The sequence below is a fragment of the Nostoc sp. DedSLP03 genome (genome assembly GCF_034530815.1).
In the GTDB taxonomy this organism is placed as follows: Bacteria; Cyanobacteriota; Cyanobacteriia; order Cyanobacteriales; family Nostocaceae; genus Nostoc.
In genome coordinates this window covers 72,221-86,834 of sequence record NZ_JAVRCK010000021.1, presented here as the reverse complement: position 1 = coordinate 86,834, position 14,614 = coordinate 72,221, and the positions used below count along the sequence as shown (strand labels likewise).

17 protein-coding genes are annotated in these 14,614 nt (G+C 43.3%); 15 read left to right on the top strand and 2 right to left on the bottom strand.

Translation table 11 applies throughout. From position 1 onward, the window contains the following. Positions 1-12: 12 nt before the first annotated feature. The 15 genes from RM368_RS12895 (at position 13) to RM368_RS12825 (ending at position 11,408) form a co-directional block, all read left to right on the top strand. Positions 13-903 (top strand): hypothetical protein, encoded by an 891-nt coding sequence (locus RM368_RS12895; RefSeq protein ID WP_322694413.1) that lies wholly within the window; start codon positions 13-15, stop codon positions 901-903. A gap of 122 nt (positions 904-1,025) precedes the next feature. Then, positions 1,026-1,352 carry a hypothetical protein gene (locus RM368_RS12890; protein WP_322694412.1) on the top strand — a complete coding sequence of 109 codons (327 nt, stop codon included), beginning with the start codon at positions 1,026-1,028 and terminating at the stop codon, positions 1,350-1,352. Beyond that, positions 1,345-1,548 (top strand): hypothetical protein, encoded by a 204-nt coding sequence (locus RM368_RS12885; protein ID WP_322694411.1) that lies wholly within the window; start codon positions 1,345-1,347, stop codon positions 1,546-1,548. The genes RM368_RS12890 and RM368_RS12885 overlap by 8 nt, the downstream gene beginning before the upstream one ends. 24 nt (positions 1,549-1,572) lie before the next feature. Then, positions 1,573-1,962, top strand: a complete 390-nt coding sequence (locus RM368_RS12880) for a hypothetical protein (protein ID WP_322694410.1) — start codon at positions 1,573-1,575, stop codon at positions 1,960-1,962. 100 nt (positions 1,963-2,062) lie between these two features. Next, a complete protein-coding gene (locus RM368_RS12875) occupies positions 2,063-2,905 on the top strand; it encodes a hypothetical protein (protein ID WP_322694409.1) in 843 nt (280 codons plus the stop codon). A gap of 60 nt (positions 2,906-2,965) precedes the next feature. Beyond that, on the top strand, positions 2,966-3,199 hold the full coding sequence (locus RM368_RS12870; RefSeq protein ID WP_322694408.1) for a hypothetical protein: 234 nt from the start codon (positions 2,966-2,968) through the stop codon (positions 3,197-3,199). Continuing rightward, a complete protein-coding gene (locus RM368_RS12865) occupies positions 3,196-3,594 on the top strand; it encodes a hypothetical protein (RefSeq protein ID WP_322694407.1) in 399 nt (132 codons plus the stop codon). The genes RM368_RS12870 and RM368_RS12865 overlap by 4 nt, the downstream gene beginning before the upstream one ends. Next, on the top strand, positions 3,591-4,580 hold the full coding sequence (locus RM368_RS12860) for a DNA cytosine methyltransferase (RefSeq protein ID WP_322694406.1): 990 nt from the start codon (positions 3,591-3,593) through the stop codon (positions 4,578-4,580). Before RM368_RS12865 ends, RM368_RS12860 begins: the two co-directional genes overlap by 4 nt. After that, positions 4,577-5,035: a DUF1392 domain-containing protein gene (locus RM368_RS12855; protein WP_322694405.1), complete on the top strand. Its 459-nt coding sequence runs from the start codon at positions 4,577-4,579 to the stop codon at positions 5,033-5,035. The genes RM368_RS12860 and RM368_RS12855 overlap by 4 nt, the downstream gene beginning before the upstream one ends. A gap of 34 nt (positions 5,036-5,069) precedes the next feature. After that, a complete protein-coding gene (locus tag RM368_RS12850; RefSeq protein WP_322694404.1) occupies positions 5,070-5,870 on the top strand; it encodes a KilA-N domain-containing protein in 801 nt (266 codons plus the stop codon). A gap of 26 nt (positions 5,871-5,896) precedes the next feature. Next, the gene (locus RM368_RS12845; protein WP_322694403.1) at positions 5,897-6,085 is read left to right on the top strand and encodes a hypothetical protein; all 189 of its coding nucleotides are present in this window, start codon (positions 5,897-5,899) and stop codon (positions 6,083-6,085) included. A 156-nt stretch (positions 6,086-6,241) separates the two neighbouring features. Then, positions 6,242-6,754: a hypothetical protein gene (locus tag RM368_RS12840; protein ID WP_322694402.1), complete on the top strand. Its 513-nt coding sequence runs from the start codon at positions 6,242-6,244 to the stop codon at positions 6,752-6,754. 41 nt (positions 6,755-6,795) lie between these two features. Beyond that, positions 6,796-6,906 carry a hypothetical protein gene (locus tag RM368_RS12835; RefSeq protein WP_416212231.1) on the top strand — a complete coding sequence of 37 codons (111 nt, stop codon included), beginning with the start codon at positions 6,796-6,798 and terminating at the stop codon, positions 6,904-6,906. Positions 6,907-7,022: 116 nt separating this feature from the next. Next, positions 7,023-10,022 carry a plasmid replication protein, CyRepA1 family gene (locus RM368_RS12830; protein WP_322694400.1) on the top strand — a complete coding sequence of 1,000 codons (3,000 nt, stop codon included), beginning with the start codon at positions 7,023-7,025 and terminating at the stop codon, positions 10,020-10,022. Between the two features lie 357 nt (positions 10,023-10,379). Next, the gene (locus tag RM368_RS12825) at positions 10,380-11,408 is read left to right on the top strand and encodes an alkaline phosphatase family protein (RefSeq protein WP_322694399.1); all 1,029 of its coding nucleotides are present in this window, start codon (positions 10,380-10,382) and stop codon (positions 11,406-11,408) included. A 334-nt stretch (positions 11,409-11,742) separates the two neighbouring features. On the opposite strand, the gene RM368_RS12820 is transcribed toward RM368_RS12825, so the two are convergent. Together RM368_RS12820 and zwf are read right to left on the bottom strand one after the other, a co-directional pair. Beyond that, positions 11,743-12,819, bottom strand: a complete 1,077-nt coding sequence (locus RM368_RS12820) for an AI-2E family transporter (RefSeq protein ID WP_322694398.1) — start codon at positions 12,817-12,819, stop codon at positions 11,743-11,745. Positions 12,820-13,205: 386 nt separating this feature from the next. Then, positions 13,206-14,606, bottom strand: coding sequence for a glucose-6-phosphate dehydrogenase (zwf, locus tag RM368_RS12815; RefSeq protein ID WP_322694397.1), 1,401 nt, complete (start codon positions 14,604-14,606; stop codon positions 13,206-13,208). Positions 14,607-14,614 lie beyond the last annotated feature (8 nt).

Here is a 14,614-nt window from a genome sequence, read left to right as displayed (position 1 = left end):
GGAAATACCATCATGACACATACCATTTACAGCCATCAACAGCTGCAACTGAAATCGATTGCGCGACTCAAGCAAATCTACAGCGAAATCGCCTGTACAGTCGAAGTAAGCGACAAACGCTGCAAGGATTCTTGGATTAGTGCGATCGCTAAATACCAGGCAAGCAAGATTCAGAAACTTGCCCCTGCTGCCCCCGACGAACAAGCCCTCGCCCAAGCCGAACTCGACAACTACATCGCTGACCAAGCCCAAGTTGTAGCTCCCGAACCCCTCACAATAGTCGAAATCTCGTTTGACCATCACGAATATTACGCTGGTAATCAGCTCATAGCCAGCATCAGCCATGACGACAACCACTTAACGCAACCCTGGGTAGTCATAGTCAACGACAAAGAAGTATTTCGTGCTAATACTCTAATGCGTTGCGATCGCTTCATCTGCACTCACTACAAAGACGGTTCATTACCAGTGCAGGATAAAGCAGAGGTGCAGGGGAGCAGGGGTGCAGAGGGGAAAAACCTACAACAACTTTCTCCTCTGCCCCTCTGCGCCTCTGCCCCCATGCCTTCCTCTTCTACTGAAAACCGAATCATGGCGCATATCTTCAACGAGTGCCAGAATTATGGGTTTGAAATTCTCGATGATGGCATTTACAACAACAAGGGCGTGAAACTGGGGCAAGTCGGATGCACTGACAGGAACTGGTGGGTGAAGAAGCGTTATTCAACCCAGCAGCAGTATTCTAACTCGGTGTTTGATGCTGTGCGCTCATTGTCGAGGGTGGACGTGTCTACTGATGGCAAATCCATTTTTGATGAATATTTTTTAGACCAACCCTTAGAACAGCTAACTGGCAATAAATTGCAACGACTGCTGGAGAGAACGGAGTTAGTTACAGCGTAATCTTGGGCTTCGCCTGGGAAAAGGTTAAAGGGAAAGGGGAAAAGGTAAATTTCTTCATTCCTTTCCCTCTTACCCCTTTCCCTTTTCCCTAAAACACATTCCCTTCATTCACCTATTCATCTATGCAACCCACAATCTCAATCCCTCAACACTGGGGCTACCCTCGCTTTGGTTTGGAGCAACGCACAGAACAAGGCACGATTCTAGGACTTTACTACTACCCATCTGGTACAGAGTTGGCTGAACAATTTGATCCTGGCTGGCGCTATGTGCTGATGCCTAACAAAAATTCTGATGAAATCTCGTACTTGAAAGAGGATCAAATTCAACCGCTTACACCAGAAGAATTATTCTCAGAAATTACCACAGAGATTGAGTTTTACGAACAACAGATAAATATTCTTAAACAACAGTTAGCCGTATTAACCAGAGGTTTCACAAATGCCTAAGACGGTTGACAACACCTTTGACCGTAGAGCAAATCATTTGCTGCATTCGATTCGACTTTGCGGTGGTTGTGTTCCTTTGCATCGGCTTCAGTTCCAATTCTCCGCCAAGGTTATTCAAACTCTGCTAGATAGAGAACTGGTGCAAATACAGAATACGGGACGCGGTTTTTTGTTGGAGATTGCCGAGGATTTTTAACTCTTAATCGAAGAAGAACCAATTATGAAACTTTACGCTAAGACCATTGCCCAGCCCTTACCCGATTGGGCAACTACTGTTACAAAGTGTGCAGATTTATTCGAGATTGAAATTAACGATGAACACCCAAATTTTCAATCCCTGCTTGAAGAGTTAGAAACCGAGATTGAACCAGGAATCATGGGAGTGAAAGCAGAAGATTTATGTTCACGGCTTGGCATTGAAATGTCTAACCCCAATCTGCACCACTTAGTTGAACAGACCCAAAACCTGATATCTGAAATTGCTACGCACCCAGACTACAGACAACTGCTGGACTTGGGATATCAACCTGATTTAAACGTTGCCGATGCTAGCACTGCGCTCACTTATTTGCAATGGGAGCTAGAGCGTAACCCTGAATCTTCTGTTTAGTAGAAAAGCGATTGCTTGAATATCAGCTTTTCTTCAAGCAATCGTAAAGCGCTGAAAGTTTACGCTACAAACCACTAATTATTGCACAGGTCAACAAAACATGGTTACTGAAATCAAACTAGGTTTATGCAACCCTCCCGAACCCATCTATTTGTATGTCAATCAGGGGGAAGTAGATGGCGAATCTTTCGTTTGGTATAAGTTCAACATCAGCCAAGAGAAGAAAATTCCAGTTCCCCAAAGAGCATTAACTGGGTACTTATCAGAACTCCGATTGACCACTAAAGAATTCAAAGGCAAGGACAATCTGAAGCTCGATATTGTCGTGAGTGCCGATGAACTTTATGTAGTGAGAACTGGCATTGAAACCAATTTCGCCAAAAGCTTCCTTCTCGCTGCATCATTAATTCAAGATTTCTCCAAACCACTGATTATTGTTGCTAATGCTGGCGACGAAAACACAGTTTTCTGTAATCTTTACGATGCTGCAACCAAAACCAAAATTTACAGGGAATGGAGTAGAGATTTGAATTGGGCAACTATCATTCGTGACATCCAATCTTTATTGGGTGCAACTTCAAACTCGATTCCCGAACCCCCACTGACTCCACCAAAACTTAGTGTAGTCCCTCAACCAGTACATCCTCAAGATTTACGAATCAAAAATATTCGCACCTTGCTTGATTATCCACTTGATTTAGTCAAAGAGTGGTTGGAATTTCAGGATGTTGACCGCCCAAGTCTACTTCATATTACCAAGATTAATGAACTGGTAAAAACCATGTGTTTGGCTTGGGCAGCAGATAAGTGTGAATATCCAAATCATGCCGAATCTTCATATCAAAACCAAGTTGTTGATGCTGTTGCTAGTGGTGCTGATGAGTTAACAGCAATCAGTGCATGGATGCAACAGGTGCAAACTGCAAAAGCTGGAGCAGTGTAAATCAGCATACAGGATTCAGAGTAATTTCTGAATCCTCAATTAATCAGATAGGTATTACCCATGAAAGTCATCGTCACAGTAGTCGAAAAAATCATCAGTGAAGCGCACATCAATATTCCTGATGGGCTAAATCAATCTGCAATTAAACAGCACATCGTAGACCGCTATAACACTGGGGCAATGTCCACAGATATGAACATCTTTCAAGTTGACTTTGAATCTATTACGGCTCGGATTGTACAAAGACAAGCAGACGCCAATTCTATCTCTTCAGAGAAGGAGGTAATCAAATGAGTATCAAATGGACTGATGAGGAACTCGCAATTATTGAAGAAAAAGCTGAAGTCTATACAGTCAAACAAATAGCCTCAAGCTTAAAAAGACGAGGATTCTATCGCACACCAGTTGCAATTTATCTGAAGTTAAATAGTTTAGGTTATTCAGCCCGTCCCACACTTGACAATTATAGCTGCAAGGAAATTGCCCAAGTTCTGAAATTGAATTTCTCAACTGTATCTAGATGGGTAGGAAGAGGATGGCTCAAAGCTACTAAGCGTTCTGCCAGACATTATCAAGTCAGAATTTCTCATCTCAAACAGTTTTTTGACAACCCGCCTCAATCAATTAAAAAACGTGTTGCTGCTCTTGATACTGAAGCAATTAATTACTTATTGGGGAGACGTGCATGATTGACCCAATCACTCCCTTTAAAATTCAAAAAGTTCTTGACCTCTGCTCTGGTATTGGCGGCTTCACCCTCGGTCATCTGATTAGCGGCGGTTTTGAAACCGTGGCTTTTTGCGAGATTAACTCTTACTGCCAACAAGTTCTAAATCTACGCTTCCCGCATATTCCAATTATTCCAGACATTCATGACATCACAACTGAGTCTCTTTACGGAGTCGGAGTTACAAAAGTTGACGGCATCATCGCTGGACTCCCCTGCCCTCCATTCAGCCTCGAGGGGAAACGCCTTGCCTCGAAAGATGACCGTAACCTGTTCGGAGAATTCTTTAGAATCATTTGCGAAGTTCGACTGGACTGGGCGATTGTGGAAAACGTTCCCGGACTCATCACTGCTGAATCGGGTCAATTTCTCCGTACCGTACTGTGGCAGTTTGCCCAGATGGGGTTCGATGTCGAATGGGGAATTGTTTCGGCAAGCCAAGTGGGGGCTGTCCACTTGCGAGAACGAGTTTGGATTATTGCCCACTCCCAAAGCTCAAGACGGGGTACATCCTGGAGTCAGTACACACAAGAGCGGACAAACACTGCATCTGTCGGCTGCGGTGATCATTGCAGCTTCCAGAGATCATCACAAAGTGACAACTCAGTTGAATACAAAGCCAGAGCGATCGCTCAACGTACATTTAGTGGAGGCGATGATGGGTTTCCCACAAGGTTGGACAGATGTCTCCTTACCCACGCAGGACTTACAGATTGCCTTACTGCTGCCACAGTCCCCAGCTTCAGTCGGCTCAGTCGTAGAGAAATTGCAGCGCTTACGCTCTATTGCCAACAAGAATATCGCCAACTCTGGGCAGAATACCAAGCCATCAGAAGACAACACAAACAACAGTTGATCGCTTTGGGCAATGCCATTGTCCCCCAATGCGCTGCACTAATTTTTGAACGTCTGAAAAGAGTTTTATTTCAACAAAGAAAAACGTCATGATTGACCACATTAACGCACTTCAAACAAGTTGGTATCTTTCTCCACCTTGGCGTGGAACAATTCCACCCGTTGAGGTCAATTTACTGGAGAGAGTATACCTCAGAACCACAAGAACGTTCGGTTATTGCTGCGGTATGCAATGGAAACACGAATGTTGGATTTACTCAATTGATTGCGGTAAAGAAATACTCCACGCTACACAGAACCAAATCATCGGGACGGGAGAATTAGAAGCCATCAAAGTGCAAAAACCTGCCTTCGTTTTGGGCGAAAGAGTGATCCTCTGTTCTCACGACAAAGGAACAAAACAACGGCTGATTTTGGGGATTGCGCTGGTGCATAATTCTTGGTTTTACCTTGTTGAATTGATGTCACCAACGTTAATTAAGACACCAACTATATCGAATCGTTTCTCACTGGTTGGTGAAAAAAGTTTGGTGCGGGTGAATGCCTGAATCAATTATTTGTTCAATACCCAGGGAATGAATCATGTTGACACATTTTTGGCACGACTCAGAAATTAATCAAATGCCTCAAGATGGGGAAATAGGTAGACATGCTGTACCCAAGGGCTATGTAAATGCAAGTCAGATGTGCAAAGCTAACGGGAAATTCTTAGCTGATTACACGAAGCTCAAGTCTACAAAGCAGTATTTGCAAGCACTTTCTAACGATATGAAGATCCTCATATCGTTATTGGTGATAGATATCCAGGGATACGGAAGTGAACAAAGCACTTGGATTCACCCAGAAATCGCCATTGATTTAGCTCGATGGGTTTCTGTGGAATTCCGCATCTGGGCTAACAGAACCTTAATGAAAGTGATGCTCTTAACCCAAGTAGAGCCAGTACAACAGCAAGAACCACCACATACATTAGCTCCGTCGCACGAAGCCGCACAGTTAGCAATGATGTTGGGGGAATTTGCTGGACTAGACAAATCTCTCACCGCCCAGTTAGCAGTTAATGCTGCCACTAGAGTTAATCCCGCACTTAAGCCAGCAGCAGATGAACTCAAGATTGCGATCGCTCAAACGAATGTTGCAGAGGACGCATTTCTAAACCCAACACAAATCGGTGAGGTAGTGGGAATGTCTGCACGGACTGTTAACCACTGCTTACTAAATTCTGGACTGCAATACAGAACATTGGACAAGAAAATTCCCTATCGTCCTACTGAATCTGGTAAGCAATGGGGTCGCATGGTTCCCGCAGTCGCCAAATCTTCAAACCAAACTGTTTTTCAACTGCGGTGGTTGCCCGAAATAGTAAAAGTCATCTCTCAATAATTCCCTACCTAAATCAACCTTTCATTATGAACAGTCTACGAAAAACCTTGGCAGAAAAATATGGTCTAGTTGCTGATATCATGCACGACGATTATTTTTTTGTTCAGCTACCAGAAAACGAAGATCATTCGCTCAAGTTTTTGGAGAGTAATTTACCAGAATGTATTCGGGTTGAACTTGCAGAATGTTTCGCTGGTAGTGTTATTGCAGCTTAGTGCCGTTATTTTTACTCCCTCAAGTGTTACAGCAAGCCCATGATTTTGTTATTGAGTATTGGGAGCAAGTATCTCAAGAAATATGAAGTCTTCTCCATCAACCAAAACTAACAGCAATTCCTTCATTTACACATTTTTTAGTTTGGTAAAAGTACCATGCAACAACTCAATTTATTTGCTGAATCAGCCTCAGTTTTACCAGTCACTTATTACCCTGGTTTCTTGAGTCTTGAACAAGCAAACGAACTCTACCAACATTGCTTGAAACTGGAGTGGCAGCAAAATCAAATCAGAATCGCAGGTAAAACAATGCCCGTCCCCCGCCTTGAATGCATTTATGGTGATGCCGGATGTGATTACCTTTACTCTAACAGCGTATTTTTGAAACCCCTGACTTGGACAGATGCTTTGGCTAACTTGCGGGACAGAATCACTGCGTTGACTGGTTACAAATTCCGTATTGTCATTGGGAATCAGTACCAATTCAATTCAAAATTCAAAATTCAAAATGCAAAATATAAAATTTACGCATTAAAGAGTTGGCAGTGTCGCCTTAAACCCAGTACTTATTTTGAATTGCGCTCATTTCAAGAGCAGATAAATCTGTACTCCAAATTAATCAATTCAAAAATTTCTTTCTTCTTCATAATTTTGAATTTTGCATTTTGAATTGTTTGGACTTCTGGCTGGAACACGGGAGTCTGCTTGTAATGCACCCTGGCTGTCAGTCCACACATCTGCACCAAGTTCCCAAGACCAACAAAGTTGTTAGCACCCGTATCAATCTCACATTCCGACCACACACAGGAAGCGGGAGATAACGCTGTGGCTGGCTGTTGAGGATTTCATAGCCAGCATAAGCATCGCAAAAAGTTTGAACTGGCGGCACAGACCCAAGTGCCGCTTCATTTCCATACGTCTAAATATCGGGGGAAATATGCGTATAATCGAGTCTGATTATCAAACCAAACACCTGCAAGAATGGCAGGGCAGTGGAGTTGACGAAGAAATTTTTCACTTGAATGTGCGATCGCTCTACGGCACAACACCCTACGAATATCTGCTTTACAGTCCCAAAATCTCCCGTCGCAATGATGGACGATTGCGCGATCGCGATTTGAAGAAATACCAGCATATTGAATTAGGCGGCTGGTGGTGCAATGGCGTTGACCCCCTCAACGATTACAAATTAATGATGTGGGGCTGTTTCAAACCAAACCATCCCCGACGCGACCGCCAGAAGATCCATAAACTCATCAAGTATGAACACCCCTACAGAGAAGAGACACGCGCTTTCTTCCTTCTAGTCCCGAATCGCATTTGGGTAAAAGTCTCAAATCGCTCTGGTATCCCCATCACAGAAGATGATCTAAAACACCCTGGCGGCTTCTGGCATTGGGTTTGGCAACACAACGTACCAGTGACCATCGTGGAAGGTGTCAAGAAAGCGGGGGCATTACTGACTGCTGGTTATGCTGCGATCGCTATCCCCGGTGTTAACGCAGGATACCGCACACCTACTGATGAGTACGGTACAACTAATGGTAAACCATACCTCATCCCAGACTTGAAACATTTCGCAACACAGGGGAGACTTGTCAACATCTGCTTTGACCAGGACAGTAAACCTGAAACAGTCCAGCGAGTCAGAACCGCTATCAGTCGCATGGGACGGCTGCTGGTAAACGAGGGTTGTTCGCTGCGAGTGATTGATTTACCATTCGGGGCAGAGAAAGGGGTTGATGATTTTATTGTCGCCAAAGGGCAGCCGGCATTTGACGCACTTTACAATACGGCTGTTGCACTGGAGTTATGGGAGATTAAGCTGTTTACACTGCTAACTTACCCGCCGTCAATCGCACTCAACCAAAGATTCTTGGGACAGCTGCTTGTTCCAGAAGGCGAAAAACTCATCATTCTCAAAGCTCCCAAAGGAACCGGGAAAACCGAATGGCTGGCAACTGAGGTGGCGAAAGCCCATGACCTTGGGAGACGGGTATTAATCATCACCCACCGAATTCAACTGGGTGAGGCACTGTGTAATCGCTTTGGTGTTAACTATGTTACCGAAGTCCGCACGAATGAAACAGGCACATTGTTGGGATATGGTGTGTGTGTTGATTCGCTGCATCAGGAAAGTCAGGCACGATTCAACCCTAACGACTGGTCAAATGATGTCATTATTATCGACGAGTGCGACCAAATTTTCTGGCATCTTCTCAACTCTGGTACGGAAGTGCAGAAGCGGCGTGTGTCCGTTCTCAAAAACCTCAAACAACTGGTACAGAATGTTTTGGGCAGTAGTCAGGGGAAGATTTATCTCTCAAGCGCTGATGTTTCTGACACAGATGTGAAGTATGTTTTATCACTCGCTGGGGAATATCGTGTCAACCCGTTTGTAATCGTCAACAATTATCGGCACGTAGCTGGCAACTGTTACAACTACTCTGGGAGTAACCCGAAGAATTTGATTGCAGCATTGGACAAAGCCATTGCCAAAGGAGGACATCATCTACTCTGTTGCTCTGCTCAAAAAGCTAAATCTAAATGGGGAACGCAAGCTTTGGAGGAACGTTTTCGCCGGAAATACCCAGAATTGCGAATCCTGAGAATTGACAGCGAATCTGTTGCTGATCCATCTCATGCGGCGTTTGGTTGTATCGCTCACTTGAACGAAATTCTCACCCAGTATGATTTGGTAATCGCTTCTCCAAGTTTAGAAACTGGGGTCAGCATCGACATTCGAGGGCATTTTGATGGTGTTTGGGGTATTTTTCAGGGAGTACAGCCGGTTAACTCCGTGCGTCAGATGTTGGCACGGGTTAGGGAGACTGTTGACCGTCATATCTGGATCAGAGAATGGGGGATGTCAGTTGTGGGCAATGGTTCTACTACCATTGGAGGATTGCTCAGAAGTCAACACGTCGCAACACAAGCTAACATTGCGCTGTTGTCGGCGGCTGATAACGACGATTACAGCTATGTCGATCAGAATTTTCAGCCCGAATCTTTGCAGACTTGGGGGAAACGTGGTTCTGTCATCAACGTAGAAATGCGGCGCTACCGAGAGTCTGTGCTTGCGGGTTTGGTCGAAGATGGCTACACCGTTATTGATGCCGACGATGTTGATGATGATGAGAGTGCGGCTGTAATCGAGTCGGTTAAGGCGGCAAGTCAAGAATTGTATGCTGCGGAGTGTAAAGCGATCGCAGATTCTCCAACCATCTCTGATGCCGAACTCAAGAAGCTCCTTGACACAAGGGCGAAAACCAAAACCGAACGATACCACCAGCGTAAGGCGGAATTGTCCCGTCGCTACGAAATTGACGTAACCCCTGATTTGGTCGAGAAAGATGACGACGGCTGGTATCCTCAACTGAGAATGCACTACTATTTGACGCTGGGGCGGGAATTTCTGACCAACCGTGATGCTAAACGGGCTAAGGCACAAGCCGAAGCTGGGAATAATGCTATCTGGAAGCCGGATTTTAACAAGGGGCAGTTATTACCTGCTGTGTTGTTACTTGAAAATCTGAATCTGTTGCAGTTTCTCACGCCAGACGTTCAGTTGCGTGGCAGCGACGAGAAGATGCTGGAGTTTAAGGCACTGGCTGTAACGCATCGGCACGTTATCAAGAATTACTTGAATGTCAGTATCTCGGAAAAACTTACTTCCATAGCGATCGCACAGAAGTTACTTGCCAAGATTGATTTGAAACTGGATTACGTCGGTCGGTTGGGTAAGCGTGAAAACCGGGAGTGCGTTTACCAGTTTGTTGCACCTGATGATCGGCGTGATTCGATTTTCCGCCAGTGGTTAAATCGGGATGAACTGTTTCTTAGTGAGTCGGTGTCAGTCACGAATAATATAAGGGTTTGGGTTAACTTTGGAGGCGGGTGTAGGTCTGTGGTGTGCGATTGGCTAGTGGCGGTGTAGGTCATGCTGTCCTCAAGCTCACGCCTAATCAATTGCAGATATTGACTTGATAGTTGATGATTCCGGCGATTTTTTCATCAATATCCTTGTGCTACAAGGGTTTCAGAAATACCATACGTTTTCTAGTAATTCCTGCGCTTAGAGCGAATCGGTGTTTCGGTAGTTGGCCATTCTTTTTCTATTGATCCGACAAATCATTCGACATATACTTAACATTTATACTCAGTATCTATGTTATTACACCCTAGATTTCAAACAACTCTTCATCATATTTGCTTATTGAGCTTGAGTTTCACACTCAATAGTTGCTTATCCAACTCACAAAAATCTAGTCAATCAGCTACTAACCCACCGCGAGTGGTTGAAAATACAGCAGCAGTAGTTTCAACTCTGACACCAGACGACAAAGCCATCCCTAAATATGACCATATCTTTGTGATTGTTGAAGAAAATAAATCCTACGACCAAATTATTGGCAATCCCAATGCACCCATCATCAATCAACTGGCAAAAACCTATGGTTTGGCTAGTAACTTCTATGGCGAAGTACATCCCAGTGAAGCTAACTATGTTGCTATTTTAAGCGGTAGTACTTTTGGTATTCATGATGATGATGCTTTCTATTGCTTTGCTAATAGTAATCAGCAATTTTGCCACAACTCTCGTCAAGCTGACTATGCCAACCATACCATTACCTCTTTTAGTTTAATCGACCAATTGTCACAAAAGGGGCTGACTTGGAAAGGGTATTTTGAAGATATTCCTTCTCCAGGCTCTAAGTCCGTTGTCGCTCCCAGTCTCAATCGTGCATTATATGCGGTTAAACATAATGGTTTTATGAACTTCAAAAATGTGCAAGATGACCCGAACTTACCCAGTAAAATAGTCGGGATTGACCAACTTACTGCCGACCTGAAAAGTAATAAAGTTCCCAACTACAACCACATCATCTTCAACCAATGTCATGAAATGCACGGTTTAGCAGAGTGTCCCCAATTGCAAAAATTGATTCAAATCGGTGACACGATGATTGGAAAAGTTGTGAATCAAATTACCACTTCTAAGTTGTGGGCTGAGTCTGGCAATAATGCAATTATTATTACCTGGGATGAAGATAGTAATCCTCATGACAAAGCTCAAATTCAAGGTTGCTGTGGTTTCGACCCTGATAGCAAAGCTAACTTTGGCGGTGGTCACATTGCAACGATTGTGATTACTAATCACGCCTCACGGGGCATTGTAGATAACACACCCTATAATCACTACTCATTGCTACGAACTACTGAAGATGCTTTTGGCATCTATGAATACTTAAACTCTGCTAATGACACGACTAAAGGAGTTAAACCGATGACCAATCTATTAAGGATTTTGCGATCGCCGTAGGCACACCGAAAGTGAGTATGATTTAGTCCGGCGTCAAAAAACCATAATAATGATGGAGAGAGAGAGCGGCAGGATAGACATGGAAATCTCTAATTGTCCGATACCTGTAAGTAGACGACCCTTATTTATGAATCCACTATTTTGTTATTTTGTCAATGCGTAAGTCCTAGAGTCTATAAAAGTATATCTCTTTTATACATACAACTCTTCTTCGAGCAAAAGTAAATATTTATACTTATGATTATTCCTCTGGGTAACAGTGGTAATGAAAGTGCTTCTTGCTGGATGAAAGCGGCGGGTTTGGTTAATACCTCATCAATTACTGAATAGATATTCAATCGTTCGATTGAACATCTATTCCAGCTTCAACTCCAACTGACTCTATCAGGTTTTCTGACGGAGTAAACTCATCAATTAGCGTAATTATCACTGCTGCCGCAGGTACTGCAAGTAGCACACCAATAAATCCAAATAGCTTACCCATGACCAAAAATGTTACAATCACCATCACTGGATGAATATTAACTTGCTGACCCATCACCAAAGGCTGAACAACATGGGCATCTATTTGATTCATTACAAAGAAAAGTATCAACACAAATACTAGTTTTAGCGGTGAAATACTCAATGCTACTAATGCTGGTAAAAAAGCGCCAATCACCGAACCAAAATAAGGAATTATTTCAAATAATCCTGCAATAATCCCAAATGGTAGTGCTGACGGAATCCCCAAAATCAAAAGTCCAAATGTTGCTCCAGCACCCAGAAATATCATCGCTATTCCTGTCCCGAAAATCCAGCCTCGCAATCTTGTCTCACAAGCCTTAAGGATTCGTTTAAACCGTTGATGATGTCGCCTTGGGACTAATCTTAAAATTCCTTTCACTAAGGAATTAGGATCGTAAGCCATGTAAAGCGCTAAAATTAACGTCGCTACCAACTCTACGGTTAAACTCAAAGCTTCACCCAAGAAAACTGGTACTCCCCCTAGTAACTGGTCGGTCAAATTCCGTAATTGTATTAGTGCTTGGGAAATATCAGGAATAAAAGCAAATTTCTGGCGCAGTTGCTCAACATCCCCTGTCAATCTATTGAGATAAGTTGGTAATGTTTTGATTAATTTTTGAGATTCAAATGTCACACTAGGTAGGACTACAGTAGCTAATACCACAACAAATCCAATGATTAATCCAATTAGTAGCAAAACAGCAATATCCTGTGATTTGACTAACTTTTGCAAAAACCTTAATAGGGTTCGTAAAATTAAAGCAATCAATGCTGCAACAACTAAAAGTTCTAATACTGGTAAAAGTTGGTATAAAATATAGACTACCACCCCTACTATTACTGCCAATGGCGCACCGCGAGTTAACTGCGACCATCCATTCTCTGTATCTCTGGGATTCGCCATTACTATCACTATTCTTCTGTTTTAATTTTACAAATTTAGTGCCTGTGATGGCGCATAATTTTTATTTTTAAGAATAGCTATGAGCCTGATTAACACAAGTCTCGTTTTTCTCTCTTGTTTGTGCCCATATAGTCAAGTCAATTTTAATTTGTTCAGATATTTTACTTCCTAGCTAAAATTTTATTCTATTTACCCTCACAGAGGTCTAGAAATTTAAATTATCTTTCTTGAAAAAGAAGTTTAACATTTTGTGCATTTGCATAAAATTATCCTGTTTTCTTGAGTTGAGCTATTTCAAATAGTGTCGCAGCCATGACCACAGTTGATTTTTGAACTGAACAGGCTCTGGTGATGGTGAATAAGTTGATGGTTTTGTTTGAGCAATATTATTCATTGAAAGTACACAAATAGTTAGTTCGCCATCTGTATAATATCTGATCCCTTGGCAAGAGCAGTTGATCTGACTCAGCTGGACCCCATGTATTTGGCTCATACTCATAAATGGGTGTGACGTTATCGAGAATTGGCTGGACAATCCGCCATTCCTCTTCTACGGTATCTTCTCGTACAAACAAGGTGGGATCGCCCCGCATAGCATCACCCAATAGACGTTCATAGGGTTCCATCTCGTCGCCACCTCCGTAAAAGGCTAGGAGTTCAACCGTAGAGCCGATCATATCTTCTCCAGGAATTTTAGTGCGAGCGCCCAATCCCACAATTACCTCTGGATCTAGTAAAAAACGAACATAATTACCGTTTTCTTGTCTTCTCTCCTGGAACACATTTAAAGGTGGACACTTGAGCTTGACCATCACCTCAGTAGTTTTGACAGGCAATTTCTTCCCAGCCCGGATGTAGATGGGGACTCCTGACCACCGCCACATATTAATAAATAACCGCACGGCAACAAAAGTTTCTACTTGGGAGTCAGGAGAAACACCTTCTTCGTTGCGGTAATCAGAAAATTGACCGCGAATAATATCATCGGGTTGCACTGAAGGTATAGCTTTGAGAATACGTTCTTTTTCATCCCGAATGGAATCGGTAGCAGTACTAGCGGGAGCATCCATACACACTGAAGCCAATACTTGCAGCATGTGGTTTTCCACCACATCCCGAATTGCGCCAGTTTCCTCATAGAAGCGCCCCCTTCCTTGAATGCCAAAGTCCTCTGCCATGACAATCTGGATGCTTTCAACATAGTTGCGATTCCACATCGGTTCGAGAAAAGAGTTGGCAAACCGAAAATAGAGTAAATTTAGCAGTGGTTCTTTGCCCAGGTAATGGTCGATGCGATAGATGGATGATTCGGGAAAAACTGATGCCAGAATTTGATTTAACTCCCGTGCTGATTTCAAATCCCGTCCAAATGGTTTTTCAATTACCACCCGCGCATTTTTAGCACAGCCTGATTCGCCCAATCCTGACACTACTTGTGCAAACAAGCTCGGTGGAATTGCCAAATAGTAGAGGGGATGAGTAGCATCACCAAGCGCTTGACGTAATTTTTCGTAAGTTTCTGGTTTGTTGTAGTCACCTGCAACGTACTGGAGTAGACCAGAAAGTTTCTCAAATGCGTCTCGATCTATACCACCATTATGTTCTAAGCTATCACGTGCCCTTTCTCTAAGTTGATCCGTTGTCCAAGATCGTCCGGCAACCCCAATCACTGGGACATTGAGATTGCCCCGTCGTACCATTGCCTGAAGGCTGGGGAAGATTTTCTTGTAAGCCAAGTCACCTGTTGCCCCAAAAAATACCAGTGCGTCTGAATTAGGAGTTCCCATGACTAACC